Source organism: Mycolicibacterium sediminis, assembly GCF_010731735.1.
Lineage (GTDB): Bacteria > Actinomycetota > Actinomycetes > Mycobacteriales > Mycobacteriaceae > Mycobacterium > Mycobacterium sediminis.
On sequence record NZ_AP022588.1, the window covers coordinates 5,889,131 to 5,915,465 of the forward strand.

A 26,335-nucleotide genomic window follows, 5' to 3' on the forward strand; every position below is an offset into this window, starting at 1 on the left:
ACGGGAACCGAACACCTCACCCCGTGGCGTCTGAACGTTCCAGTACGTACACCGCGTCACTCGATGCGGCGTACCCCGTGCCGTCCGGTCCCGAGGTCAATGCCTGCACCGCGCCGACACGGCCACCCTTGTCCCACTCGGCGCCGTCCGCACTGGACCAGACATACCCAGCGCCATCGACGCCCCACAGCCCACGACTGGTGCCGCTGATCAGAGCCAGTGGCGGCGCTGCGGGCATCGCGGTGAACGACCGCCCGCCATCGGTGCTGCGTGCCGCACCATCGGGGGTCACCGCCCAAACCCCTGACGGCGTGATGGTCAGCGCTCCCACCGTGACGTCGGCGCCTGGGTTCCACGTGACCCCACCGTCGTTCGACGTCTGCAGCCCACGACCATCGGAGCCCACCAACGACGTGCCGTCGGTGGCCAGGGCGTGGAAGTCGGTCGAACCGGACCGAGATCGGGTCATCCACGTCTGGCCACCGTCCCTACTGGCTCGCAGCCCCAGCGGGTTAGGCGCATCACTGGACGGACCGGGATGCCCGGACGACACCAGGTCGTCAGTGCCCGAGGCGCCGCCCAATCCCATGAAGTCGTCATCGGAATCACCGACCCGCGCGGTCACGCCCGTGGCAACGTCGATCGAGAACAATCCGCTGTGCGTTCCGGCCAGCAACGTCCCACTTCTGTCGACGTGCAAGCCGTGCAGATGGCTGAGCGGTGCATCCAGGGGCACCGACACCGAGGTGGTGAAACCTGCTTCGGCAGAGGGGGATTGCGGGTTCGAGCAGGCCACGACGGCCACACTGAGTGCGCACGCCACGATCGTCGCGGCGATCCGGACAGCCACCGTCGTGCCGCCACCTCGCCCGTCGCCGGCTGCCACTTGGGTGAAGGAGGTCGTCACGTCCGAGCGGGCCTGCCTGCGGGGATTCACGACCCAATGCTATACCCCTGTGGGGTATGAGTTCCGGTGCCGACTATGATGGCAGTCATGATGACCGTGCGTGGTGTGGCACCGTTGCCCGCCGTCGCGCGACTCCTGCTCTTGGTGGTCCTGCTGGGTGGAATCGTCACCATGCACGCCGTGACGTTCACACTCGGCCACGACCACGACGCGCAGCCCCCGATGGCAGCGACGAGCCAGCATCACACCACCGGTGGGCCCGCCGCCCCGGCGTCCACACCCTGCGACGGCGACGACTGCGGCCAGCAACACACCGGGCTGCACGGCTGCGTCTTCATCATGACTGCCATCGCGATCATCGCCGGCCTGGCAATGCTGTGCTGGATCGGAACCCGCAACGCAGTGCTCATCGCGCCGAAGATCCGGCGCAGCAACCGCCGCCGTCAGCGTGCACCTCCCTGGACCGTCCTCACCCTTCATCAACTGTCGATTCTGCGGGTCTGACAGGGAGTCACCTGTGGCCGCTAACGACGAGCAGGTCACCCATCGACACCTGTCCTCATTCATCCCAGTCATCGACACAACGTAGAAGGAAACACTCATGTTCAGTTCCACCACCGCCGTCAAGCCCACCGTCCTCGCAGCCGCCGTCGCGGTAGCCCTGACCGTCGCCGGCTGTACCGACACCGCATCCGACACCTCGGCATCCCCGACCGTCTCCAGTTCCGCCGGGACGAGCGGATCGATGCCCGGAATGGATCACGGCGGCTCGTCGGCGTCAGCGGCGCCGAGTGCCACCCGCACGGACTTCAACGACGCCGACGTCATGTTCCTGCAGATGATGTACCCCCATCACGCGCAGGCCGTCGACATGGCCAAACTCGTGCCGAGCCGATCCCAGAACCAGCAGGTCCTCACGCTGGCTCAGAACATCGAAAAGGCTCAAGGACCCGAAATGACCCAGATGACCAGCATGCTCGCGAGTTTCGGCAAGCCCGCGCCGTCAGCAGAGATGGGCGACCATGACATGCCAGGCATGGGAGGCATGCCGGGCATGATGTCCGCTGAGCAGATGAACAACCTCACCGGGTTGTCCGGCAAGGCATTCGACCAGGTGTGGCTTCAGATGATGATCGACCATCACACCGGCGCCATCGACATGTCCAACACCGAGCTGCGCGACGGCACCAACCCGGATGCCAAGAAGCTGGCCCAGGCCATCATCGCAAATCAGCAAGCCGAGATCACCCAGATGCGGGGCATGCTCGGCTAAAGCCCACCCGACGGTGCTCGGCGGGCGATGTCGCCCGCCGAGCATCTGGGTGCTCTCAGCGCTCGGTCGCGACGTCGGTGGCGCTCGCCGGTTCTCGACGTTGCAAGCGCCCGGTGCGATCCAGGCGATCGATCGCTACGGCAGCCAAGACACCCACCAGAATGAGTGCACCCCAAAGGATCTCGGCGACCCCGATGCGTTGGCCTGCACTCAGGATCGAGCCGGTGGCCAGGTTGCCGATCAGAATGCCGACGCCCACGATCGTGTTGTAGAAGCCGTAGTGGGTGGCCACCAACTCGCCACCGGACAGCGACACCACCGTGTCCATCTCGAACGGGAAGATCGCCGCCGAGCCGACCGCCAGCAGGCCCGCCGAGGCCACCAGGGCGAGCACAGCAGGCACGACACCGAACCGCTCGCCATCTGGCACCACCGTCAACGGCACGAACGCGCACGCCAAGATCATCATCCCGATCACCAGACTGCGACCGGGTCCCCACCGCGCAGCGAACCACCGTGTGATGCGCAGCTGTCCGGCCACCGCGACCAACCCTGACACCACGAACAGCGATGCGACGAGGGCTGATTGGGCGTTCGGTAGCAACATCGACGCCTGAAGCGGCAGGGCCAGATACACCTGGAACGACAAGACGTAGGACCCGATCATGGCCGCGGAGAACAAGACGAAGGAGCGGTTGGTCACCACCATGCGCCAGTCCTGGCGGATCGACGTCCCCCGCGCGTGGGCACCGCCCCGGTGCTGAGGCAGAGCGAACAGTTGCGCAACCGTCAGCGCCCCGAACACGACGGCGGCTCCTAGCGCGGTCACCCGGAAGTCGAACGCGATCAGCGCGAGCCCGATGAGCGGACCGAGCAGGATGCCCGCCTGATAGAAGATGTTGAACATCGCGAACGCCTCGACGCGTCGGTCTCCGGCGTTGCTGGCCAGGTAGGCCCGGACTGCGGGATTGAACAAAGCCCCTGCGAAACCCGTTGCCGCCGAGGCGATCAAAATGGCGGGCAAGGATTGCGCCACCACCAGCAGGGCGAAGCCACCGGTACGCAACAGGCATCCGGCCACGATGAGCGGTTTGTAGCCCAGCCGGTCCGCGAGTGTTCCACCCACGATGAACATGCCCTGCTGAGAGAAGTTGCGCACACCCAGCACCAGACCGACCGCCCACGCCGCCAGACCCAGCGGCCCTGCCAGATAGCCGGCGAGGTAGGGCATCAACATGTAGAAGCCGACGTTGATGCCGAACTGGTTGATCATCAGCATTCGGCTGGGCACGTCGAAGCTCCGGAACTGCGCCCACCACGTCATGGGTGCACCATCGCCACCGGATCCGGTGTCGCGGTGCACCGCGTCCACGACGCGACCACCGTGTCGCTCGGATGATCGATGACCTTCGGGTCTAGCGGCGGTTGGTCGAGCAACAGGCCGTGCTCACGGCAGTAATCGTCGTTGTAGACGGTGTCGAAGTACCGCTGAGGGCCGTCGGGGAACACCGCGGCCACGGTGGTGCCGGCACCATGCTGGCGTGCAATCCAGCCCGCCACCAACGCCACGGCACCCACGCTCCACCCGCCGCTGGCGTGGTGCGTGGACGCCAGGGCGCGGCATGCCCACACTGCTTCTGCCGGTGCGACCCAATGAACTTCGTTGAACGCCGAGTAGTCGACGTTGCGCGGGTAGATGCTCGAACCCAACCCTCGCATCAGTCGTGGCGCTGCGGGTTGCCCGAAGATGGTCGACCCGATCGTATCGACGCCGATCAGCTGCAGGTCGGGGTTGAACTGGCGCAGCACCCGGGCAACGCCGGCCGAGTGCCCCCCGGTACCGACCGAGCACACCAAGACATCGACGTGGCCGAGCTGGCCGAGCAGTTCCAGGGCCAACGATTGATAGGCGGCGACGTTGTCGGGGTTGTTGTACTGGTCGGGATACCACGCGCCTGGTTCGGCGGCGAGCAGTTCGGCGACGCGTTCCCGGCGGGCCTGTTGCCAACCCCCGGTGGGGTGAGGTTCGCCGACCATCTCCACCTGGGCGCCGTAGGCGCGCAACATCCGCACGATGATCGGCTCCAGACCCGGGTCGGTCACCAACGTGACCGGGTGCCCGTGCACGGTTCCCGCCAGCGCCAAGCCCAACCCCAATGTGCCGCTGGTGGATTCGATGATTCGAGCACCGGGACGCAGGTCGCCGCGGGCCCGCCCACGCTCGACCATGTGCATCGCGGACCGGTCCTTCATCCCCCCGGGGTTGGATGACTCGAGTTTGGCCCAAAAACCGTGGTCCGGTGCGCTCAGCGGCGCGGAAATCCAGAGAACCGGGGTGTGCCCAATCATGCCGCTGGGCCGGTGGTTGGTGTCGGGTGGGGAATGGCGCAACGCGCGCAGATCGGGTGTGGGGCGGGACAGGACAGGGTTCATGGGATCGTCGCTTCTGTGGGGAATCCGCGATTGCGGCAGTTGACTGGACAGCGAAACACCGGCCGTCACGCGTTGGTCGCGACGGCCTGATGGCGTAACTCTCAGCAGCGGTCGACGCAGAAACGGATCAGTAAATCGCGACCGGCACCAACCACCTGGCCCGTCCGCGGCGGACCGCGAACCGGCACCAACGACGGCAGAGTCGAGAACCGAGCGAAGATGGCCACGGCGCCCAACACGCCGAACATCACCAACGCAGCGGCCGCTCCGCGGGGAAGTACCGCCGCCGTCAACGTGGGCGGGGCCGACGGATCGGAACCGTCCTCGAAGTGCGAGTGGTCAACGACGACAGCAAACCATTCCCCCGCCGACGCCGACAACGAGTGCGGCAAGTGCGGCGTTGACCCACCGACCGACGACGACCCGATTTCGACGGTGATCAACAGCACCCCCACCACCGCTGCCACGGCAGCGAGGGAGCGCCACCAGCGCGCCTTGGGAGCGTCATTGATCCACACAGTGACTCGACTGTAGCAGCGTCGCGAGCGGAGCCACCGGCGCCGACACGTCGACATGATCCTGAGACCAACCAGTAACCGGGAAGAGAAATGGCAGTTCAGAGACTCGATATCGTCGGGAGATCCCACGGCCGCCGTTCCAGCATCAATCGTCGAACCGCGGCCGAAATACCGCCGCGACCAGCACTTCTACGGAGTTGCTACGTAGAATGGTTCGATGACGGACGAGTGGCACGTTGCGCCTGGGTCGGCGCCTCGTCGCCCGCGCCTGGTGGCGTCGCGGGCACGATCAAGCGCGTCCCTGCACCGTCGGCGTCCTGAGAAGTTCCACAGTTAGCAACCTTCGCCGTGAAAGACGGAAACGCTGCATTGCGACACGGCCCGCACGGGCGACCGGGGCGCCGTGGGGACCATCGGGCACCTGCCGTCGGATTGCCCCACGATCCGCACGCCAGGGGGCGTCGTCGCGGCCTTGACGAAGAGATACCCCTTGGGGGTATAGTGGGCGCCATACCCCCTGGGGGTACACGACGAGAATGGACTGACCCATGGAACACACCTCACCTGGATATCTCCAGTCCAAAGACGCCCACCTGAAACGCCTCAGCCGCATCGAAGGACAGGTGCGTGGGTTGGCTCGGATGGTGGAGAACGACAGCTACTGCATCGACGTCCTCACCCAGATTTCGGCCGCCACCAAGGCCCTGGAGTCCGTGGCGCTCGCGCTCCTCGATGAGCACCTCACCCACTGCGTGAGCGCCGCGGTCCAGCAGGGCGGCGACATCGCCGACCAGAAGATCAGTGAGGCATCAGCGGCCATCGCCCGCCTCGTCCGCTCTTGACCGCAGCTGCTCTCCCACAACCCGCTTCACCAACAGAAGGACGTCACATGACCAACCTCGACCTACGCGAACCGCTGCCGCTGCTGGAAACCGGAAACAGCAGCTGCGGATGCTGCGCGCCCCGCACCACGTCAGGCCCGACCACGACGACCCCAGACCCGGAGACCGAGGACAGCATCGTCACCGTGTTCGCCGTCACCGGAATGACCTGCGGCCACTGCGTCACCGCCGTGACCGAAGAAATCTCCGCAGTCCCCGGCGTCACCGACGTCGCCGTCGACCTGAAACCCGGCGCCACGTCGACGGTGCGAGTCACCAGTACCGCCGGCGTGACCGGTGAGCAGATCGCCGCCGCCCTCGACGAAGCCGGCGACTACCACCTCGCCACTGATTGACCCCGTCAGCACCGCACCGCGTTCCACCCCACGAAGGGACATGTCATGAGCACCGCCGATCACATCGCCGATGTGGCGCATTCGCGCAGTATCGAGCTGTCGATCGGCGGCATGACGTGCGCGTCGTGCGCGGCCCGGATCGAGAAGAAACTCAACAAGCTCGACGGCGTCGTCGCCACCGTCAACTACGCCACCGAGAAGGCGAAGATCACCTACCCCGACGCCATCGCCCCCGACGACTTGGTCGCAGTGGTCGAGGCGACCGGCTACACGGCCACCGCACCCCAGGCCGTGTCCGACGAGGCCGGCGGCGACCAGGTTCAGCCCGACGAGACCGCCGCCTGGCGGGCTCGTCTCCTGATCTCGCTGGTGTTGACCGTTCCGGTCGTCGTCTTGTCGATGGTCCCGGCACTGCAGTTCACCAACTGGCAGTGGCTGGCGTTGACGCTGGCCTCACCGGTCGTGGTGTGGGGTGCGCTGCCGTTTCACCGCGCCGCATGGGCCAATGCCCGCCACGGTGCCGCCACGATGGACACCCTGATATCGCTGGGCGTCGGTGCCGCCTATCTGTGGTCACTGTGGGCGCTGTTCCTGGGTCACGCCGGCATGCCGGGCATGCGCATGACGTTCAGCCTGCTGCCCGACTCGGCGTCCGGCTCCGACCACGTCTACCTCGAGGTCGCCGCCGCCGTCACCGTCTTCATCCTGGCGGGCCGCTACTTCGAGGCCCGCGCCAAGTCACGATCCGGCGCCGCCCTGAGGGCGCTACTCGACATGGGGGCCAAGGACGTCGCAGTGCTACGCAATGGTGCCGAAATCCGCATTGCCACAGCACAACTGGCGGTCGGTGACCTGTTCGTCGTCCGCCCAGGTGAGAAGATCGCCACCGATGGTGTGATCACCGACGGCACCTCGGCGGTCGACGCGTCGATGCTCACCGGTGAACCGGTACCGGTCGAAGTGCGCCCCGGCGATCCGGTCACCGGAGCCACCGTCAACTCGGGCGGTCGCCTCGTCGTGAAAGCCACCCGCATCGGCGCCGACACTCAACTGGCCCAGATGGCGCGCCTGGTCGAGGAAGCCCAGAACGGAAAGGCCTCCGTACAGCGCCTCGCCGACCGGGTCTCGGCAATCTTCGTCCCCATCGTCATGGCCCTGTCGCTGCTGACGCTCACCACGTGGTTGGCCACGGGCCATACAGCAACCGCGGCGTTCACTGCCGCCGTCGCCGTCCTGATCATCGCCTGCCCGTGCGCGCTGGGGCTGGCGACACCGACCGCCTTGCTCGTCGGGACCGGCCGCGGCGCCCAACTGGGCATCCTGATCAAGGGACCGCACGTCCTGGAATCCACCCGCCGCGTCGACACCGTCGTGCTCGACAAGACCGGCACCGTCACCACCGGCACGATGACCATGGTCGGCGTGCACCCCGCCGACGGGGAAACGGCCGCACAGGCCCTCACCCTGGCCGCAGCTCTCGAAGACGCCTCCCAGCACCCCATTGCCCGCGCGATCACCGCGGCCGCCGCACACGGCGACGGGACCGCGCCGCCCGCTGTCGAGAGCTTCGCCACCCACGACGGCCACGGCGTCAGCGGGGTCGTCGCCGGACATGCCGTGCTCGTCGGGAAGCGGACCTGGCTCACCGACGAGTGGTCGCTCGCCACACCGGACGTCCTGCTCGCCGCCGCCGACACGGCCGAAGGGCTCGGCTACACACCGGTATGGGTGGCCTGGGACGGCGCAATGCGCGCGGTGATCGTCGTCGCCGACACGGTGAAAGACACCTCCTACGAGGCGATTTCACAGCTACGTCAGCTGGGTCTGCGTCCCATCCTGCTCACCGGGGACAACCGTCGCGCAGCGCACGCGGTCGCCGCCCAGGTTGGCATCGACGCCGATGACGTCATCTCCGAAGTCCTGCCGGCCGACAAGGTCGACGTCGTGAAGGATCTACAGGCCCGGGGGCACATCGTGGCGATGATCGGCGACGGTGTCAACGATGCCGCCGCACTCGTCGCGGCGGATCTGGGTCTGGCCATGGGAACCGGCACCGACGTCGCCATCGAAGCGTCGGACATCACCCTGGTTCGCGGCGATTTACGCGCGGCCGCCGACGCCATCCGGCTGTCCCGCGCCACCTTGACGACCATCAAGGGCAACCTGTTCTGGGCCTTCGCCTACAACGTCGCCGCTCTGCCGCTGGCAGCACTGGGGCTGCTCAACCCGCTCATCGCCGGTGCCGCCATGGCGTTCAGCTCGGTCTTCGTCGTCAGCAACAGCCTGCGACTGCGCCGATTCGCTACCACCGCCCATCAGAGTTCAACAGTCACATCCGCCGCGACGCCACCGCGCTCGCCAGCACTGACCAGGCCATAGAACCTCAACGTGTCGTGACCGAACAACCGTGGGCGGGATCGGCGCTGCTGCGGCCCGGTGTGCTGGCATTCAGCGGAACCATCGGCGTCACCGACCCACATGCCCACCACGCCGTCCAGGTCATGACCGCACCCACGGCGATGACCATCGTCGACGGCAACGGCGTCTGCCACCGCGGTGCGAAGGTGATCGTGCCCGCCGATGCCACCCATCGGATCGACACCGGTGCCGCGCGGGGGTGCCTGGTGTTCCTGGATCCCGAGTCCACCGCCGGCCGCGCGGCGCACCACCGCAGCATCCACCACGGATGGACCAGCGGGCCCGTGCTGAGCCACACCCGGGAGCGCACTCTGGCTGAGGTAGTGACCAACTTGGTCACCCAGCTGACACCGATTCACGCCGGACCAGGCCCGCAGCGTCATCCTGCCGTCGTCGCCACGCTGGACCTGTTGGCCACTCTCACCGGCTCAGGTGCGGTGCGGGTCACCGACGTGGCCGCCCGGGTCGGCATCTCGGCCAGCCGGTTGACCCACCTGTTCACCGACGAGGTCGGAATTCCGGTGCGCCGGTACGTGTTGTGACGCCGATTGCACATCGCGATCACCCGGGTTCAGGCCGGCGATGATCTCACCACCGCCGCCCACACCGCCGGCTTCGCCGACAGCGCCCATCTCAGCCGAACCTGCCGCGACACCTTCGGACTGCCGCCCTCACTCCTGAGCAAGCACCTGAATTGGGACCTCGACACCAGTGTCTAGCCGAAACGTTCAAGCCCGAACACCCCAGCGGGGCCGACCATTCGAGGATGCACCTCACCGAGACCGCGATCCGGGCAACCATCCGCTACGGCTATGCCCCAGCGATGCTGGTCGGCGTCAACGGAGCCGCGATAGTCCTCACCGTTGCCCACACCGCCCACTACTGGCTGCTGGCCGTCCTGGCCGTGGCCATCGCGATGTCATTCCTCGCCGAACGAGTCATTCCCTACGACCCGGGCTGGAACCACGATCGCGCCGATACTGCCCGTGACCGCATCCACGCCGCCGTCAACGAAGCACTGGTCCTGGCCAGCGTCGCCACCATCCCCCTGCTGGCCGAGGTAGTCCCAACGCCCGAGTTGTGGCCCAGCAGCTGGCCGTTCATCGCCCAAGTGGTGACGTCCATCCTGGTCGCCGACCTCGGTATCACCTTGGTCCACCGAGCCAGCCACCGCGTGGGGATTTTGTGGCGCTTCCACGCGGTGCACCACAGCATCACCCGCATGTACGGCCTCAACGGCCTCATGAAGCACCCGCTGCACCAGACCGTGGAGATGACGGCTGGCGTGGCCCCGTTGATTCTGATTGGGCTTCCCGTCGACGTCGCGTCCGTGCTTGCTCTCGCCGTCGCCGTTCAGCTGCTTCTGCAGCATTCCAACGCCGACTACTGCATCGGCCCGGCCAAGCACCTGCTCGCGCTCAACGAAGGGCACCGCTTCCACCACCTCAAGTGGGCCGGCGTCGGGGACGTCAACTTCGGACTGTTCACGCTGATCTGGGACCACCTGATGCGAACCCACTCCTACGACCCCACTCGCCGCTTCGACTCCACCCAACTCGGCATCGCCGTCAAACCCGACTACCCCAGCAGCTACCTGCTGCAAATCACGTACCCGTTCACCACCGCCGGCGGCTGCGCATTCACATCGCACACTGCGACAGCCGACCCAGCCGTCACCAGGACTCGGTGACGTGACGTCGAGTTCGACGTCTCCACAGGTCGGCATGCCGTCGGACAAGCGACGGCGGCCGACACGGCACATCCCCACGCACCCAACGAATTACACGACTGTTCTTCTGTTACTGCTGTTAACAGAGGGGCTGATGTGATGTACGTTCGGCTTATATCCGCTTCCGCTACGTACTGAGCTAGGCCGTAGACAAGCGAGCCGGCGCACGAAGTCGGCGGCCTCACACCCCGGGGCGTTGCCGCCTGAGAAGGAGAACCGACGTCGATGCCCTCCCAGTCTGAGACCAGCCATCCTGGTCGACGTATCGCCACGTCGCCCACAGCGGAAGCCACGGGGCACCGTCGCTTCGGCGTGACGCAACTCCTCCTCATCGGCTGCGCGCTGTTGGCCATCGTCCTTGCCACGCCCGCTCACGCCGAACCCGTCAGCCCATGGGATCCGTCACTGCCCAGCGTGCTGAGCGCCGGAGCCCCCGGCGATCCGGTAGCGATCGCCAACGCCTCACTACAGGCCAGCGCCAACGCCGCCCGAACCACCATGGACATGGGACGCAAATTTCTGAGCAGCCTGGGCTTGACGAGCCCGGCCAGCGATCCGACCTCGGCTTTGAGCGGCAACCGTGTCCGGGGAGCACAGGCCATCGAATACGTGATTCGTCGAGCAGGATCCCAACGCGGTGTCCCCTACTCGTGGGGCGGAGGAAGCCTCAACGGTCCGAGTACCGGAATCGATTCTGGCGCAGGCACTGTCGGATTCGACTGCTCGGGCCTGACCCGCTACGCCTTCGCCGGCGTCGGGGTTCTGCTTCCCCGCTACTCCGGCGACCAATACGACGCCGGCCGAAAAGTTCCCCCGTCCCAGGCCAAGCGGGGCGACCTCTTGTTCTGGGGTCCCTCCGGCGGCCAGCACGAAGCCCTTTACCTTGGCAACGGCCAGATGCTCGAAGCGCAACAAACCGGCGTTCCCGTAAAGGTTTCACCCGTGCGCACCGGCGGAATGACCCCCTACGTGACCCGCATCATCGAGAGTTAGTGCAATGACAAGCAATTAAGGAAGGAGTCCTCCGCGGCGTGCTCCGCGCGGAAGCACGTCTGCAGTGGAGTCGGCGATTCGACATCACGTGTTCTGCCCACGGTGTCTCACCCCCTCTGCGTCACAAGCGGACGGCGTGACCGGCGCCCACCTGGCTGAGAGTGCGGTCCCGACAGCGCTCTCGAAGCGAGACTTGATCGCACGACGTCGGCGCAGATGACGAAGCTGGCTGGGGGAGATCGAAGGCACCGAACTCACAGTGAGGTTCTTGGGCGGTAAACGCGAGGACGTCACCCGTAGCTCCAGCCGCACGGACGATCTGTGGGAATCCGTCGCCGGCCGCGTCAGCTCCGCGAGCAGCCTAGCCGGGGCCGCCCGAAGGGTTTCCATCTGTTTCAGGACGATATGCCCATGCGAGACGAGGAAGGTCATGTCGTCTCGCGCCACCGGCGGCTCAGCGTTGTATGCCGTCGACGAGGCGGCAGCGTCTGGGAGGAACGTCGTCGATGTTCACTCGTCGTTCGCTTGCATCTTGATTCGACGTCGGTCAATATCGATGTATGTCGAATCAGAGGGACATGACGGCGGATGCTTGTTGCGTCACGCCGCCACTGCTCGGTGAGCCGTTGAGTGAGCCGGCCGCGGTCGAGATGGCCAAGACGTTGAAGGCACTGGCTGATCCGGTGCGGTTGCGGCTGTTCAGCGCGATCGCCAGCCATTCCGGTGGCGAGGCGTGCGTCTGCGATATCTCCGGCGGCATCGACGTCTCGCAGCCCACGGTGTCGCATCACCTCAAGGTGCTGCGCGACGCCGGCCTGCTCACATCCGAGCGGCGGGCGTCCTGGGTGTACTACGCCGTGGTTCCCGAAGCCCTGCAGGACATCTCGGCGCTGGTGAATCTGAACACCGCGGCGCTGGCGGGGGTGACGGCATGACCGACACGAAGGAAACGGGCGCCTCCGCGCCGGTGATCGGCAAGCTCTCCACGCTCGATCGGTTCCTGCCGGTCTGGATCGGCGTCGCCATGGTCGCCGGCCTGCTGCTCGGCCGCTGGATCCCTGGGTTGAACACCGCGCTGGAAAGCGTTCAGGTCGACGGCATTTCGCTGCCCATCGCCCTCGGCCTGCTCATCATGATGTACCCGGTGCTGGCCAAGGTCCGCTACGACCGCCTCGACACCGTCACCGGAGACCGCAAACTGCTGCTCAGCTCACTGTTCTTGAACTGGGTGTTCGGCCCGGCGCTGATGTTCGCGTTGGCCTGGCTGATGCTCCCGGACCTGCCCGAATACCGGACCGGCCTGATCATCGTGGGCCTGGCCCGCTGCATCGCCATGGTCATCATCTGGAACGACCTCGCGTGCGGTGACCGCGAAGCCGCCGCCGTCCTGGTCGCCCTCAACTCGATCTTCCAGGTGATCATGTTCGCCGTCCTGGGCTGGTTCTACCTGTCGGTCCTGCCCGGCTGGCTGGGACTGGAGCAGACCACGATCAGTACGTCGCCGTGGCAGATCGCCAAATCGGTGCTCATCTTCCTCGGCATCCCGCTACTGGCCGGCTACCTGTCACGCCGACTCGGCGAGAAGGCCAAGGGCCGCGACGGGTACGAGTCGAAATTCTTGCCGCGGATCGGGCCGTGGGCGCTTTACGGGCTGCTGTTCACCATCGTCATTCTCTTTGCGCTGCAAGGAGAACAGATCACCACCCGGCCGTTGGACGTGGTGCGCATCGCACTTCCCCTGCTCGCATATTTCGCGATCATGTGGGGCGGCGGATACCTCCTCGGCGCCGGGATCGGCCTGGGCTACCAACGCACCACCACCCTGGCGTTCACCGCAGCGGGCAACAACTTCGAACTCGCGATCGCCGTCGCCATCGCCACCTACGGCGCCACCTCCGGCCAAGCACTCGCCGGCGTCGTCGGGCCGCTGATTGAAGTCCCGGTCCTGGTGGCGTTGGTGTACGTGTCGCTGGCGCTACGGCGACGCTTCCGCGACGGCAACACCACCGCGCCCACCACCGTTTCGCCGTCGACGACGACACAGGAGTCCTGACACCATGTCCGAGAGCCCCGCCGCCCTGCGCCCGCACCGCGACCTGTCCGTCGACCAACGGCACGCGCTCACCACGGCGGCCACCCGGTTGGAACGCGACTTCGGCGACAGCTTCAACGTCGAGACGATCGAACGGTTCCTGCACACCTCCTACGAGCAGTTCGCCGGCCGCGCCACCGTCCCGAATTTCCTGCCCCTGTTGGCCGAGCGGTTCGCCCGCCAACGCCTGCACGCCCTGGCACGGGTGGAAGGCAAGATCAGCGACGGCAAGCCCACGGTGCTGTTCCTGTGCACCCACAACGCCGGCCGGTCCCAGATGGCGTTGGGGTTCGTCACCCACCTCGCCGGTGAGCACGCGGTGGCCTGGTCGGGTGGCTCCGAACCTGGTGATGCCATCAACCCGTCCGCGGTCGCGGCGATGGCCGAAATCGGGATCGACATCACCGGGGAGTTCCCCAAACCGTGGACCGACGAAATCGTCCAGGCCGCCGACGTGGTGATCACCATGGGCTGCGGAGACGCCTGCCCGGTCTTCCCCGGCAAGCGGTACGTGAACTGGGAACTGCCCGACCCCGCCGGTCAAGGCCTCGACGCGGTCCGCCCCATCCGCGACGACATCGAAGAACGCGTCCGACGATTGCTCGCCGAGCTCGACGTCACCGTCGGCCCGGGCTGACCGGCGATGACCGATTCCTCCACACCGTCGGTGCTGTTCGTCTGCGTGAAGAACGGCGGCAAGTCCCAGATGGCGGCCGGCCTGATGCGCCAGCTCGCCGGTAACACCGTGACGGTGCATTCGGCGGGCACCAAACCCGGTGCCGCGGTCAACGACCTGTCCGCCCAAGCTCTGCTGGAGGTGGGCGTCGACATCACCAATGAGAAACCCAAGGCAGTGGACTACGAATTGGCCCGCGAGGTGGAGCTGGTGGTCACCCTCGGCCGCGAAGCGAAACTGGATCCGCCGCCGGGCACCCGGGTGGAGAACTGGGACACCGACGAACCCTCCGACCGCGGCATCGACGGCCTCGAACGGATGCGCCTGGTCCGCGACGACATCACCGCCCGCGTGCGCGAACTGCACGCCACGCTGATCGACGCCTGACACCCACCCCTGCTCTCACGCTGTAGCCCAGCAGCAACTGCCCTTGACCCACTCGATCTCCTGAGGAGACTTCGTCATGCCCGCACGCCATATCGTCGCCATCGGCGGCAGCGACGCCGGAATCAGCGCGGCCCTGCGCATCCGCGAACTCGACCCCAGCACTGAGGTGACCGTCGTCGTCGCCGACAACTACCCCAACTTCTCCATCTGCGGCATCCCCTACTACGTCTCCGGGGAGGTCACGCACTGGTCCCACCTGGCGCATCGCACCGCCGACGACCTGGCCGCCACCGGCATGCGGGTGCTCACCGACACCCGCGCCACCAGAATCAACGTCGCCGAGCACACCCTCGACGTCCTCGACGCCGCCGGGGAGCCCGTCGAATTGTCCTATGACGCCCTGGTCGTCGGCACCGGTGCGGTCAGCGCCCGCCCACCGATCGACGGACTCACCGGCCCCGACGCCCTCGGCCCCGAAGACGGTGTGCACCTGCTGCATTCGATGGGCGACACCTTCGCCGTCATGGACTCCCTGCAACAGCGCGACCCAAAGACCGCGGTCATCATCGGCGCCGGCTACATCGGCCTGGAAATGGCCGAAGGACTCACCACCCGCGGCATCGCCGTCACCCAGATCGAAGCGCTCCCCGAAGTGTTGCCAACCGTGGACCGCGAGCTGGGCGCCCTGGTCCACGACGAACTGCAACGCCACGGCGTCCAAGTCCTCACCCACACCACCGTCTCCGCCGTCACCCCCACCGATACCGGCGCCCTCACGGTCACCGCCCACCGGAACGGCGAAACACTCGAAAAGACAGTCGATTTCGTGCTCGTCGTGGTCGGCGTGCGCCCCGACGTGGAGCTGGCCGCGGATGCCGGCGCCGAACTCGGCGTCAAGGGTGCGATCGCCGTGGACGAGGCGATGCGCACCACCCTGCCTGACGTGTTCGCCGCCGGGGACTGCGTGCACACTCACCACCGCCTCCTGGGTCTGACCTGGTTGCCGCTGGGCACCACCGCCCACAAGCAGGGCCGCGTCGCCGGGGAGAACGCTCTCGGTGGTGACGCGCGGTTCGCCGGCAGCCTCGGCACCCAGGTCGTCAAGGTCTTCAACCTGGTGGCCGCCCGCACCGGCCTGCGTGACCACGAGGTTCACGCCGCAAACCGCGGGTGGACACCGGTCACCACCACGGCCACACCCGATGACCACAAGGCGTACTACCCGGGCGCCACCCCGATCCACATCCGGATCACCGGCGACCAACACACCGGCCGGCTGCTCGGGGCGCAGCTGGTTGGGCACCGCAGTGCCGAGGTGTCCAAGCGGGTCGACACCTACGCCGCCGCCCTGTTCCACGACATGACCGTCGAGGGCTTCTCCGACCTGGACTTGTCCTACACCCCGCCGCTGGGATCACCATGGGACGCAACGCAGATGGCTACCCAGAGCTGGTCACGTCAGCTACGGGTCAGTGCGGTCGGCTGACGCCGACGATCGGCGTGGGGGTCTCAACTCGCGGCCTGGTGGCCACCGCCACCAATGCCCCTGCCGCGGCGATAGCGCCAAGGGCGACGAACATGGCGGCGTAGCTACCAAGAAGACTGGCCAGCGCCGCGCCGACGAAGGGGCCGACCGCTGTGGCGACCATGATCGGGGCATTGAGGAAGGCGCTGAGGTGGCCGTAATGGGTTGCGCCCCAGCGTTCGGTGACGGCGGTGGCTTGCAGCAGCGTCATGATGCCCCGCATCACCCCGGCACCGATGGCCACCGCCACCAACGCCGCGTAGGCGCTGAACAATCCCAGCAGCGCGGTGGTGGCCGCGACGCCGGCCATGACGAGGACCGTGCGGGGCACGACGCCGACGCGCCGCACCAAGGTTCGGTAGCCGAGACGGCCGAGCACTTGCCCTACGCCGCCCAGGCCCAGTGCGACCGCGGCGGCGCCTGTGCTGATGCCGCGTTGGCTCATCAGCGGCACCAGGTTGGCGATCACCGCGTAGGACGCGAGTCCGGCGAGCGCGAACGCCGCTATCAGGGCGAGGAACGGTGCGCTGCGCGCGGTGCGGCCCGGCGCCTCGACCTGGTGGTGTGCGGCGGTGACCGGCGGCCAGGGGCGCCGCAAGCCGAAGGAGTGCGCGGGGATCGTGATCACGGCCATGATCACCGCCAGGACGAGATAGGTTTGGCGCCAACTCATCTGGGCCGACAGGGCCGCGGTCAACGGGGCGAACACCGTGCTGGCGAACCCGGCCACCAACGTCAACACGGTCAGGGCACGGACCGCGTCGGTGCCGAAGAACCGAGTCAGCGCGGCGAAGGCGGGTGCATAGAACACCGCGCTCATCGCCACCCCGGCCAGCACCCACGCCGTGACGAACCAGCCGTAGTTCGGTGCCGCGACCACCGCCACCACCGAGAGCGCACCGAGGATGGAACCCGAGGTCATGATCCAGCGTGGGCCCACCCGGTCCAGCCACCGCCCGACCGGGATGCCCACCACCGCCGAGGTCACCAGCCCGGCGGAGAACGCGGCGGTCACCGCGGGCGCCGACCAGCCGGTGTCAGTGCTGATCTGCTCCGAGAGGACGGTGAAGGCGTAGTACAGCACGCCCCAACTGGTGATCTCGGTGACGCACAACGTCACCAGCACCCAGCGCAGCCCATGCCGAGCTGCGCTGGCTGCGGCAGGAGAATCCGCCTCCGTCATCCGCCAAGGGGATTGAGCAGCAACGACACCGGTTGCAGAGACACCGGCTGCGATGTGGGCGCGGGGCCGCAGCAGCCGCCGCCGGCGTTCTCGTCGTCGGGGCTGTCGAACAACCCTGCCCCATTGCACACTCCGGTGTCGGGCAGCGCCAGCTCGACCCGGCGGGCCGCCTCGTGGTCGCCGGCCAGTTCGGCGGCGATGCTGCGGACCTGCTCGTAGCCGGTCATCGCCAGGAACGTCGGGGCGCGCCCGTAGGACTTCATGCCCACGATGTAGAGATCGGGTTCGGGGTGGGCCAACTCTTCGGCGCCGTGTGGCAGCACGCTGCCACACGAGTGCATGTTCGGATCGATGGAGCCGGCGAGGTTGACGGGGGCCTGCAGGATCGGGTCCAACTCGATCCGCATCTCCGACAGGAAGGACAGGTCCGGCCGGAACCCGGTCAGAACCACCACGTGGTCGGCCGGCGCCAGGGCGCGGCCGTCCTCCGCGGTCAGTACCGCACGCCCGTCGACTAGGTCGATGCGCTCGGTGCGGAACCCGGTCGACAACGACACGCGGCCCGCGTCGACTGCTTCCTTGGACCGCACGCCCAGGGCGCCGCGCTGGGGCAGTTCGTCGGCCGCGCCGCCGCCGAAGGTGTCCTCGGAGACCCCGCGGCGCAGCACCCACGTCACTGTCATCGACGGGTCCTTGCGCACCACTTCGCCGAGCTGGATCACCGCGGTCATCGCTGAATGCCCGCTGCCGACGACCACTACGTGCTTGCCCGCCAACCCCGAGGCTTGGGCGATTGTCGGCGGAACGTAGGTCAGAACACCCGAACCTGCCGCGGTGCGTTCCCCGATCGCGGTGACGCCGTCCGCCCCAGCAGGGTTGGGCTGGCCCCATGTGCCGGAAGCGTCGATGACCGCGCGGGCACGAACCCGGCACTCGGTGCCGTCCGCGTTGGTCACGTGTACGACGAACGGGGTCTCCGCCCGCCCGGGGCTGACCAGCCGGTCTCGGCCCAACCGAGACACCGCCTGCACGCGCGCGCCGAGCCTGACTCCTGTACCCATGGCCTTCGCCAGCGGTGCCAGGTATCCATCGATCCACTCTCGGCCGGTCGGGAACCCCGATTCCTGCGCAACCCAACCGGTGAGCTCGAGCAGCTTGGCGGCGGCGGGATCCACCAGTTCGGGCCACGGCGAGAAGGTACGGACGTGTTCCCACTGCTCAACCGCGGCAGCAGGATTCGAGCCAGCCTCCAGCACCAGCGGGATGAACCCACGCTCCAGCAGGTGTGCGGCCGCCGCCAGACCCAATGGTCCGGCCCCGATGACCACGACGGGCAACTCCGACATCCTTCACTCCTATCATCGACGTTCTTCGATGGAACCGATCGTGCTTCACGCATCGATGTTTGTCAATGCATGTGTCATCATGGATGGCATGGCTACCGCGACTGCGCCGCTGACTACCAGCGATGTGGCATCTTGCTGCTCACCGCTCACGGGTGGCGTGCTGAGCACGCCGGCCGCCGAACGACTCGCCTCGGTGTTCAAGGCGCTTGCCGACCCTGCACGGGTCAAGCTGGTGTCCCTCATCGCCGCGTCCGACGGTGGGGAGGCCTGCATCTGCGACCTCGTGGAACCACTCGGACTGAGTCAACCCACGGTGTCCCATCACATGAAGCTGCTCGTCGACAGCGGCCTAGTCAGCCGGGAGCAACGCGGTAAATGGGCGTACTACCGAGTGAATACCGAAGCGCTGGATCGCATTGCAGCCGCAGTATCGACACCTTCGGCGTGAAAATCTGACTCAGCGGCGTCTACTTTCCGACAGAGTCAAGGCAATCAGATCTTGCCTCGAAGTAAGCGGACTGCGTTTTAGTGTTGCCCTGGCTACGCGTACGCAGCCGGCGCTGGTGTCACGCGTGGGATGAGGCGGACATAGATGATCATGCCGACGAGTTCGACGAGGGTCTGGGTGACGACGATGACGGGAGTGATGGCGTAGTCCTCTGGCAGGGCCAGCGCCAAAGGCAGCACGACGAGTGAGTTGCGCGTCGCGCCGCTGAATATCAATGCCCGTGATCGAGGGGCGTCCAGTTGCAGGAGTTTGGCCGCTGCAAGTCCGATGCCGGCCATGACGACCAGGTAAGCCGCGTAGATCGGCACGACGCGGAACACCTGCTCGGTCTGGTCGGTGATCTTCGGGAACTGGCTGGCGACGACGACGAAAAGGGTCGTGGTCATGAGGGGGACCATTGCGGTCGTCATTGCCGAGGAGATGGCTGCGCCGCTCCGGTGGCGGCTGGAGAGGGCTTCAGTGGCCCAAGCTAGGCCCAGGGGTAGCACGATAAGAATGAGGAAAGCTTCGACGAAGGGGCCGATCTCAACGATGTCGGCGAGTTCGGGCCCAACGAACAGCCACAGGAACAACGGAAGCGCCGCCATTTGCGCCAGCATCAGCAGCGGGGCGGCGGCCAAGAGGCGTTGACTATCTCCGCCGGCGAGTCCGCTGAACACGATCACGTAGTCGATGCACGGTGTCAGCAGGGTGAGCAGAACGCCGAGGAGGACCGCCTGTTGCAGCGAGATCACCGAGGTCAACGCAACCACCACCAGTGGCACGATCAGAAAGTTTACGAGCAGCACCGCGCTGAGGAAGCGGCCATCGCGGAAGGCCACGGTCAATTTCGTGAACGGCACCTGCAGAAAAGTGGCGTAGAGCAGGGCGCCCAGGACGGGGTAAATGGCCGCTTCCCAGACCGGTCCGCCGGTCGGCCACGCCCACCCCACGACGGCGCCAGCGGCTAGACCGCTTAGATAAATGGCGATCTGGTGGCGTTCCATGGTCTCGGTCATCGACGAGGAGGACATGCGTCCTTTCAGTTTTAAGCGTGACTAAACGGCAAACGTGCAGTGCTGCTTGGGTTTGCGGAGTTCGCAGTTATTGTGCCGGGCGGGGTAATGCAGCGACGCTGGGATGATCGAAGGGGTGAGCACCGGCTTTCGCAGCGCCGCCGGGCGAGCCGAGGTCGGTGAAGAAGTCGGCGTTTATGGCCGTGTAGTGGGACCACTGGTCGGGCAAGTCGTCTTCATAGAAGATGGCCTCGACGGGGCACACGGGTTCGCAAGCACCGCAGTCGACGCACTCATCGGGATGGATGTAGAGCATCCGTGCGCCCTCATAGATGCAGTCGACGGGGCACTCCTCGACGCAGGCGCGATCTTTGACGTCGACGCACGGCTGGACGGTCACATATGTCACGGCGGCCCTCCTGGAACAGAGGCGATCGGTGCCGCTGGCGACTGCAGGAAAGTGCACTGCGCGTCGCAAGGGGTGGCACGGTCCGGGAGGGCGTCGAGGAGCGCAAGCGCTGACTGCAGAGATGCGGCGAACTGCTGGAGTTCAGTGATCCGTGCGATGACTTCCTCGAGGCGGGCAGCCATCATCGGACGCATTCGTTGACGTACGTCGACGCAGGCACCTCGATGCCAAATCTGGAGGAGTTCGCGGATCTCGTCGAGCGGTAGGCCGACCTGTTTGGCGGCACGGATGAACGCCAGCCGCTCCACGGCGGGTTCGCCGTATACCCGGTATCCCGAGGGGGTCCGATCGGCAGCCAACAGGCCCGCTGACTCGTAGTAGCGCAGCGTGGTCGCCGGCACGCCGCTGCGTTCGGCGAGTTGCGAGATCCGCATTCCACTCATCTCGCGAACCCTAGACCTTCGACCTAACTCGAAGGTCAAGTTGGTTCTCTGCGCTCTCGTTGCCGAGCGTCGGCGCAGTCATCAACGTGGCGCCCGAGTTGTCGAGTTCGTGCGGTGCCGTCATGCGCTCGGGGCTACGTCGAAGCAAGGACGGCCGACGGCGACTAGGCCAGAGTCACGAGGCGAACGCCTGCCAATGCGGACTAAACACATCGGCGGCGTCGCGCTCGGGGATGAACGATGCTGGAGTCGTTGATGATCGTGTCGTCGACGTCGGCGCCGTTGAAGGTCCGCAGCTTGGAGATGCAGAACCAGTTGAAGTAGGCGCAAGCCAAGAGCAACCTGACACCGGCGACCCCCTAGCCTGTTGTTTGTGGTGCCACTCCGTCACGACAGTCCCTATTAACGAGCATGTGAGCAAGACGACGACCTAAGCCTTGAAGCAGCTTCTCGGCCGCGGCCCCTGCCAGCGAAGGCATGCCACCCGCATCATGGACTCGAGTCGACGTTCTTCCTACGAGTGGCCTGGCGGAGGGGTTTATCGCGCGGTCAGACGTTGCTTACCGGCCTCCGCGAAGTTGTCGTCGATTAGGACGACGTCGAAGCCCGCGCGGTCGAGCAGGGAGGTCGCGATGGAGGCGCGGTAGCCCGATCCGCAGTGCACCCAGACGGGTCCGGCGGGCACGTCATTCAGGCGGTCGGGCAATTCGTGGAGGGGGATGTTGGTGGCGCCGGGGATGTGCTCTTTGTCGTACTCGTGGGTTTGGCGCACGTCCAGTATGGAAGCCGATCCGGTGCCGAGTTGTTCTGCGAGACGGGCGAAGTCGGCGACGGGATAGGATCCGAGCTGGCTGCCGTTGGTGAGTGTGTCGATGTCGTCGGTGGCCGCGCCCGTGAGCCGGTCGACGCCGATGCGCACCAGTTCACGTTTGGCCTCGGCGACCTGTTCGGGTGAGTCTCCGATCACCGTGATCGGGGCGCCCCAGTCGTAGAGCCAACCGAAGTAGCTGACGAATGACCCGGACAGTTCGAACCCGTAGGTGCCGGGTAGGTGTCCGGCGGCGAACGCTGTGCGGGTGCGTAGGTCCACGACCCATTCGCCGGCGTCGATTCGGCGGCGCAGCTCGATGGGGTCGATCGGTGCCGGTGGCGTCAGGTCCACTGGTGCGGGTCCTGCACTGTTGATGACACCCATGTGGGCGTAGTACGCCGGGTAGGCCGACAGTCCCGCGAGTAGTTCGTCGACGAAGCTCTGCTCGTCTTTGGTCAAGGCCGGGTTGGTCTTGAACTGCTCCTTGATGGTCGAGGAGTCTCCGGACGCTGGTGTGGCCGAGCAGAAGCTGCCGAAGCCGTGGGTCGGGTAGATCGGGGTGTCTGCGGGCAGTAGGTCGGCGAGTTTGTGCACGGAGTGGTACTGGGCGTGTGACAGTTCCTCGGTGTCGTCGGGTCCGATGAGGTCGGTGCGTCCGGTGGTGCCGTAGAGCATCGAGCCTCCAGTGAACACGCCGTGGATGGCGCCAGCGTCGTCGCGGAGCACGTAGCTGACGTGGTGATGGGTATGGCCGGGGGTGTGCAGCACTTGCAGTTGGATCGGTCCGGCGTCGATGACGTCGCCATCGGCCACCGGGCGGCGGCTGTAGTCGACGTCATCCCCGGCGGGTACCGCGTAGTCGGCGCCGACGGTGCGTGACAGTTCCAGTCCTCCGGTCACGTAGTCGTTGTGCAGGTGGGTCTCCAGCACGTGAGTGATGCGGACCTCGTTCTCGTCGGCGAGGGCGAGTATGCGGTCGATGTCTCGTTGCGGGTCGACCACCACGGCGATGCCGTGGTGGCTGATCAGGTAGCTGCGGTCTCCGAGTCCGGAGGTTTCGACGATCGACACGTCCATGTTCTGTTCCTTTGATCGTTGGGTCAGTTGAGGATGAGGGTGTCGACGAGCACGTAGGCGGCGACGGCAAACACCATGTAGGCGAACCAGCGCTGCAGCCGGGTGGTGTCGGTCGTGGTGCCGAAGAATCCGGCGACCAGTGCCGTGGCCATTGCGGCTGCGACGAAGGCGGCGGTGACCTGCCAATCGACGTTGACGCCTTGGAGGTGAGAGAAGACGCCGGTGACGGAATTCGCGATGATGATCAGCAGTGACGTGCCTACGGCCGTTTGTATTTCGACGCCGAGCACCACCACCAGAACTGGGATGATGAGGAACCCACCGCCAACGCCGAACAGTCCAGTGAGCAATCCGACCAGCAGGCCGGCACCAATCGATCGAGGTGCGCAGCGGCGCCAGTTGACCTGTCCGGCATCGATCTTGCAGGCCGTGCCGGTGGCGCCCTGGTCGGCGAGCATTCGGACACCGGCGACCACCATCACGACCGCGAAGCCAAGCATCAGGACCGACTGGTGAAGATGAGCGCTGATGGCGCTGCCGGCAACCGTGGCGGGTAGACCGGCGGCTGCGAAGATCCCCGCCATGCGCCACTGCACCTGCTTGGCGCGAATCTTGGGCAGCACCCCGACCGTCGAAGCCGCGGCGACGACGATCAGCGAGATGGGGATCGCCTGCTCGACGTCGAAACCCATGCCGTAGACCAGCGCCGGAACGGCGAGGATGGATCCCCCGCCGCCGAGCAGACCCAGCAGTACGCCGATGAGCGCACCAAGGGCCAGGCCTAGGGCGATCGCCATGACAGTTCCCCTACCCCGGTTGCCGGCGCCGCAACATCGCGGCGAACCCGCGCGGCCGCTCCCCCCGTTTCGCACATCGACACCGTTGCGCGGCGGGCACCGAACTCATCACCTTCTCGACGTGGTGACCGCAACCATCCCAGCTCGCCTTGCCGCACACCCGGCAGGTGACGGCGTGACACATAACGTGTACTCCTTCCTTGATCTGTCATGTCAGACTTCTGCGCGGGCGTCGGCCCACGCGTTGTATCCTCCGAGCAGGTCGGACACCCGGCCAATGCCGTTGGCACGCAACAACGATGCGGCCACACTGGAACGCCAGCCACCGGCACAGTGCACGACGATGGGCTTGTCGGTCCGTACCTCGCCGAGACGCACACGCAATTGGGCGAGCGGGATGTGCAGAGAGTCGGGGATGACGCCGCCGTCGCGTTCGCCGGGGTTGCGAATGTCGATCAGCGTCACAGCGTTTTCAGCCAGCAGCTCGTCTAGCTCGTTGACCGTGGTGCGCGGTGCGGCCTGGACGAGGTCGGCGAACTCGGCCGGGAACTCCCCGTCGCGGTTCACGTTCAGGTAGCCGATGGCGCCATCGGAGCCGATACGAGCCAGCCGTAGCGCCGCCTGCTGCTCATCACCCGGGTAGGTGATCAGGGCGATCTGCTCGCCGACGTCGGCCACCATGCCGCCGGTCTCGGCGAACCGGCCGTCGAAGCCGACGTTGACCGTCCCGCGTAGATGCCCGGCGGCGAAATCCTCAACGCTGCGGGCATCGAGCACCCGCACGCCGGCGTTGAGCGCACCGCGGATCTGCTGAGGTGTTACCTCGGGCACGGTGCGGTCGGCCTGCAGCAAGGGGTGGATGCGCTTGTTCATCGCCGCGTCGGAGGCGAAGTACGCCGGCGCAGCGGGTTGGCCCTCGGTGAGCATCGCGACAAAGGCCTCCTCGGTCATCGGCTGCACCGACGGATTGCTCATCCGCTGTTCACCGATCGTGGACGTCAGCTCGGTCGAAAGGTTCTTTCCGCACGACGAGCCGGCCCCGTGGGCAGGCATCACCGTCACGCTGTCGGGCAGAGTCATGAGCGTGCCGTGCAACGTGCGGTACATCGCCCGGGCCAGATCACTGGTGGAGCCGTCACCGATGTTGGCGAGATCTGGGCGCCCAACGTCGCCGATGAACAGCGAGTCACCGGTGAGCACTGCCACCGGCTCGGCCCCGGCACGTTCGCGGACGAGCACGCTGATCGATTCCCAGGTGTGGCCCGGGGTCGACAGAATCTCCAGGTCCACATCGCCGAGAGACACGTGCTCCCCGTCGGCCAGCCGACGGATCGGATAGTCAGTCTCAGCGGTTTCACCGAACCCGATCCACGCGCCGGTCGCATCGACCAATTCGAGGTGGCCCGACACGAAGTCGGCATGGAAGTGGGTATTGATCACCCCATCGATCGTCAGACCGAACTTTGCCGCGTCGGCCAGGTATTCGCTGATGTCACGGCGTGGATCCACCACGACCGCGCGGCCGGTGGTGTCGTCTCCGACCAGATACGAGGCATGTGACAGACACTCGATGTAGTACTGCTCCAAGATCATCATTGATTCCCTTCCGTACGGTGCGGGTGCCGATCGTCGATAACCCGGCACATGGACACTAATACCCCCGGGGGTAACGTCGCAGCAGAGCTGCAATACCCCCGCCGGTATTTGTGCGATTCGCTCACGATACCCCCACCGGTATATCTGGCGCAAACAGTCAGACGTCCAGTCGAGCGCATCTGAGCAGAGGTCGGACTCCTACGTGAAACGCGGAATGTCCACACCGACGCCACGGTTGAGCGATACAGCCGATACCCCCACGGGTACGCTGTGCGCAAGCGGCAACGAAAGGAACCACCATGGTCGGCGACCAACAGGCCATTGATGCAGTTCTCAACCGGCTGCGGCGGGCGCAAGGCCAACTCGCTGGTGTCATCTCGATGATCGAACAAGGGCGCGATTGCAAGGACGTCGTAACGCAGTTGGCGGCCGTGTCGCGCGCGCTTGACCGCGCCGGCTTCAAGATCGTCGCCACCGGCTTACGCGACTGCGTCACCGGCGAACAATCCGGCGCGGACAAGCCGTTGACCGAGGCGGAGCTGGAGAAGCTGTTCCTCGCACTCGCTTAACGCGACGGACGTCGTCGTGGTGCTTCGCCACGCCGACGAGGAGGGAGTGACAATGTCCGACGATCACGATCACGGCTGGCATCGCACGCGCGCTCTTGACGACGATAGTTCCCGCAACCGGTCCGCTTGGCTCCCGCGACTTTCCTGGCGATCGCGCGAGTTTCGTGCTGTCACGGTCGCCGCTGTTCTCGCGACGGTCGGCTGGCTTGTTCGGGTCGTCGATCTCGACCTATTCAGTCCAGACAGTGCCGCGGACTTGGAGGTCGATCTTTACGCTGCGGCCGCGCTGACAGCTGCCTATGCAGCTCTGTCCGCGAGCGGACGACTGCTCGTCAGCTGCGGACGCACAGCCGGGCAAGGCAAGGGCAAGACCTCGTGGCAGCGATAATACCGCTGTTGGAGAGCAACGAGTT

27 protein-coding genes are annotated in these 26,335 nt (G+C 66.2%); 15 read left to right on the forward strand and 12 right to left on the reverse strand.

Translation table 11 applies throughout. The features are described from left to right. Window positions 1-16 precede the first annotated feature (16 nt). Window positions 17-937, reverse strand: a complete 921-nt coding sequence (locus G6N64_RS27995) for a F510_1955 family glycosylhydrolase (protein WP_246230838.1) — start codon at window positions 935-937, stop codon at window positions 17-19. Between the two features lie 57 nt (window positions 938-994). On the opposite strand from G6N64_RS27995, the gene G6N64_RS28000 reads away from it, so the two are divergent. Then, window positions 995-1,411: a DUF6153 family protein gene (locus tag G6N64_RS28000; protein WP_163801022.1), complete on the forward strand. Its 417-nt coding sequence runs from the start codon at window positions 995-997 to the stop codon at window positions 1,409-1,411. 97 nt (window positions 1,412-1,508) lie between these two features. Continuing rightward, complete coding sequence (locus tag G6N64_RS28005; protein ID WP_163801023.1) at window positions 1,509-2,180, forward strand: DUF305 domain-containing protein; 672 nt, start codon at window positions 1,509-1,511, stop codon at window positions 2,178-2,180. Between the two features lie 55 nt (window positions 2,181-2,235). Here G6N64_RS28005 and G6N64_RS28010 read toward each other — a convergent pair whose 3' ends face one another. The 3 genes from G6N64_RS28010 to lpqS form a co-directional block, all read right to left on the reverse strand. Then, complete coding sequence (locus G6N64_RS28010) at window positions 2,236-3,504, reverse strand: MDR family MFS transporter (RefSeq protein WP_163802177.1); 1,269 nt, start codon at window positions 3,502-3,504, stop codon at window positions 2,236-2,238. Further along, window positions 3,501-4,613 (reverse strand): PLP-dependent cysteine synthase family protein, encoded by a 1,113-nt coding sequence (locus G6N64_RS28015; protein WP_163801024.1) that lies wholly within the window; start codon window positions 4,611-4,613, stop codon window positions 3,501-3,503. The genes G6N64_RS28010 and G6N64_RS28015 overlap by 4 nt, the downstream gene beginning before the upstream one ends. Before the next feature lie 101 nt (window positions 4,614-4,714). Beyond that, window positions 4,715-5,188, reverse strand: coding sequence for a putative copper homeostasis (lipo)protein LpqS (gene lpqS, locus G6N64_RS28020; RefSeq protein ID WP_457920711.1), 474 nt, complete (start codon window positions 5,186-5,188; stop codon window positions 4,715-4,717). Window positions 5,189-5,679: 491 nt separating this feature from the next. Between lpqS and G6N64_RS28025 the strand changes: the two genes are divergently transcribed. The 11 genes from G6N64_RS28025 (at window position 5,680) to G6N64_RS28075 (ending at window position 16,149) form a co-directional block, all read left to right on the forward strand. Continuing rightward, on the forward strand, window positions 5,680-5,973 hold the full coding sequence (locus G6N64_RS28025) for a metal-sensitive transcriptional regulator (protein WP_163801026.1): 294 nt from the start codon (window positions 5,680-5,682) through the stop codon (window positions 5,971-5,973). Between the two features lie 47 nt (window positions 5,974-6,020). Further along, window positions 6,021-6,368, forward strand: coding sequence for a heavy-metal-associated domain-containing protein (locus tag G6N64_RS28030; protein WP_163801027.1), 348 nt, complete (start codon window positions 6,021-6,023; stop codon window positions 6,366-6,368). Between the two features lie 45 nt (window positions 6,369-6,413). Continuing rightward, on the forward strand, window positions 6,414-8,747 hold the full coding sequence (locus G6N64_RS28035; protein WP_163801028.1) for a heavy metal translocating P-type ATPase: 2,334 nt from the start codon (window positions 6,414-6,416) through the stop codon (window positions 8,745-8,747). 14 nt (window positions 8,748-8,761) lie between these two features. Continuing rightward, window positions 8,762-9,328 (forward strand): AraC family transcriptional regulator, encoded by a 567-nt coding sequence (locus tag G6N64_RS28040; RefSeq protein WP_308206578.1) that lies wholly within the window; start codon window positions 8,762-8,764, stop codon window positions 9,326-9,328. A 224-nt stretch (window positions 9,329-9,552) separates the two neighbouring features. Further along, the gene (locus tag G6N64_RS28045; RefSeq protein ID WP_163801029.1) at window positions 9,553-10,476 is read left to right on the forward strand and encodes a sterol desaturase family protein; all 924 of its coding nucleotides are present in this window, start codon (window positions 9,553-9,555) and stop codon (window positions 10,474-10,476) included. A 264-nt stretch (window positions 10,477-10,740) separates the two neighbouring features. Continuing rightward, window positions 10,741-11,508, forward strand: coding sequence for an NlpC/P60 family peptidoglycan endopeptidase RipB (gene ripB / locus G6N64_RS28050; protein WP_163801030.1), 768 nt, complete (start codon window positions 10,741-10,743; stop codon window positions 11,506-11,508). Window positions 11,509-12,068: 560 nt separating this feature from the next. Continuing rightward, window positions 12,069-12,443 carry an ArsR/SmtB family transcription factor gene (locus G6N64_RS28055; protein ID WP_163801031.1) on the forward strand — a complete coding sequence of 125 codons (375 nt, stop codon included), beginning with the start codon at window positions 12,069-12,071 and terminating at the stop codon, window positions 12,441-12,443. After that, a complete protein-coding gene (arsB, locus tag G6N64_RS28060) occupies window positions 12,440-13,561 on the forward strand; it encodes an ACR3 family arsenite efflux transporter (RefSeq protein WP_163801032.1) in 1,122 nt (373 codons plus the stop codon). Before G6N64_RS28055 ends, arsB begins: the two co-directional genes overlap by 4 nt. A gap of 4 nt (window positions 13,562-13,565) precedes the next feature. Beyond that, window positions 13,566-14,237, forward strand: coding sequence for an arsenate reductase ArsC (locus G6N64_RS28065; RefSeq protein ID WP_163801033.1), 672 nt, complete (start codon window positions 13,566-13,568; stop codon window positions 14,235-14,237). 6 nt (window positions 14,238-14,243) lie between these two features. Then, window positions 14,244-14,663 carry an arsenate-mycothiol transferase ArsC gene (locus G6N64_RS28070; protein WP_163801034.1) on the forward strand — a complete coding sequence of 140 codons (420 nt, stop codon included), beginning with the start codon at window positions 14,244-14,246 and terminating at the stop codon, window positions 14,661-14,663. Between the two features lie 76 nt (window positions 14,664-14,739). Then, entirely contained in the window at window positions 14,740-16,149 is a 1,410-nt protein-coding gene (locus G6N64_RS28075) for an FAD-dependent oxidoreductase (RefSeq protein WP_163801035.1), read from the forward strand. Here G6N64_RS28075 and G6N64_RS28080 read toward each other — a convergent pair. Next, window positions 16,133-17,371 (reverse strand): MFS transporter, encoded by a 1,239-nt coding sequence (locus tag G6N64_RS28080; RefSeq protein WP_163801036.1) that lies wholly within the window; start codon window positions 17,369-17,371, stop codon window positions 16,133-16,135. The two genes, G6N64_RS28075 and G6N64_RS28080, sit on opposite strands and share 17 nt — an antisense overlap. Beyond that, window positions 17,368-18,717 (reverse strand): NAD(P)-binding domain-containing protein, encoded by a 1,350-nt coding sequence (locus G6N64_RS28085; RefSeq protein ID WP_163801037.1) that lies wholly within the window; start codon window positions 18,715-18,717, stop codon window positions 17,368-17,370. The genes G6N64_RS28080 and G6N64_RS28085 overlap by 4 nt, the downstream gene beginning before the upstream one ends. A gap of 79 nt (window positions 18,718-18,796) precedes the next feature. On the opposite strand from G6N64_RS28085, the gene G6N64_RS28090 reads away from it, so the two are divergent. Continuing rightward, complete coding sequence (locus G6N64_RS28090; protein ID WP_409370728.1) at window positions 18,797-19,165, forward strand: ArsR/SmtB family transcription factor; 369 nt, start codon at window positions 18,797-18,799, stop codon at window positions 19,163-19,165. Window positions 19,166-19,257: 92 nt separating this feature from the next. Here G6N64_RS28090 and G6N64_RS28095 read toward each other — a convergent pair whose 3' ends face one another. The 6 genes from G6N64_RS28095 to G6N64_RS28120 form a co-directional block, all read right to left on the reverse strand. Continuing rightward, complete coding sequence (locus G6N64_RS28095) at window positions 19,258-20,223, reverse strand: arsenic resistance protein (protein ID WP_197748308.1); 966 nt, start codon at window positions 20,221-20,223, stop codon at window positions 19,258-19,260. 85 nt (window positions 20,224-20,308) lie between these two features. Then, window positions 20,309-20,629 carry a ferredoxin gene (gene fdxA, locus G6N64_RS28100; protein WP_163801038.1) on the reverse strand — a complete coding sequence of 107 codons (321 nt, stop codon included), beginning with the start codon at window positions 20,627-20,629 and terminating at the stop codon, window positions 20,309-20,311. Continuing rightward, window positions 20,626-21,072 carry a MerR family transcriptional regulator gene (locus G6N64_RS28105; protein WP_163801039.1) on the reverse strand — a complete coding sequence of 149 codons (447 nt, stop codon included), beginning with the start codon at window positions 21,070-21,072 and terminating at the stop codon, window positions 20,626-20,628. The genes fdxA and G6N64_RS28105 overlap by 4 nt, the downstream gene beginning before the upstream one ends. A gap of 538 nt (window positions 21,073-21,610) precedes the next feature. After that, window positions 21,611-22,960, reverse strand: coding sequence for an MBL fold metallo-hydrolase (locus G6N64_RS28110; protein ID WP_163801040.1), 1,350 nt, complete (start codon window positions 22,958-22,960; stop codon window positions 21,611-21,613). 23 nt (window positions 22,961-22,983) lie between these two features. Beyond that, entirely contained in the window at window positions 22,984-23,757 is a 774-nt protein-coding gene (locus G6N64_RS28115; protein ID WP_163801041.1) for a sulfite exporter TauE/SafE family protein, read from the reverse strand. A gap of 213 nt (window positions 23,758-23,970) precedes the next feature. Further along, window positions 23,971-25,350 (reverse strand): MBL fold metallo-hydrolase, encoded by a 1,380-nt coding sequence (locus tag G6N64_RS28120; RefSeq protein ID WP_163801042.1) that lies wholly within the window; start codon window positions 25,348-25,350, stop codon window positions 23,971-23,973. Between the two features lie 302 nt (window positions 25,351-25,652). Here G6N64_RS28120 and G6N64_RS28125 point away from each other — a divergent pair, with 302 nt between their 5' ends. Then, window positions 25,653-25,922: a metal-sensitive transcriptional regulator gene (locus G6N64_RS28125; RefSeq protein ID WP_163801043.1), complete on the forward strand. Its 270-nt coding sequence runs from the start codon at window positions 25,653-25,655 to the stop codon at window positions 25,920-25,922. The last annotated feature ends 413 nt before the right edge of the window (window positions 25,923-26,335 follow it).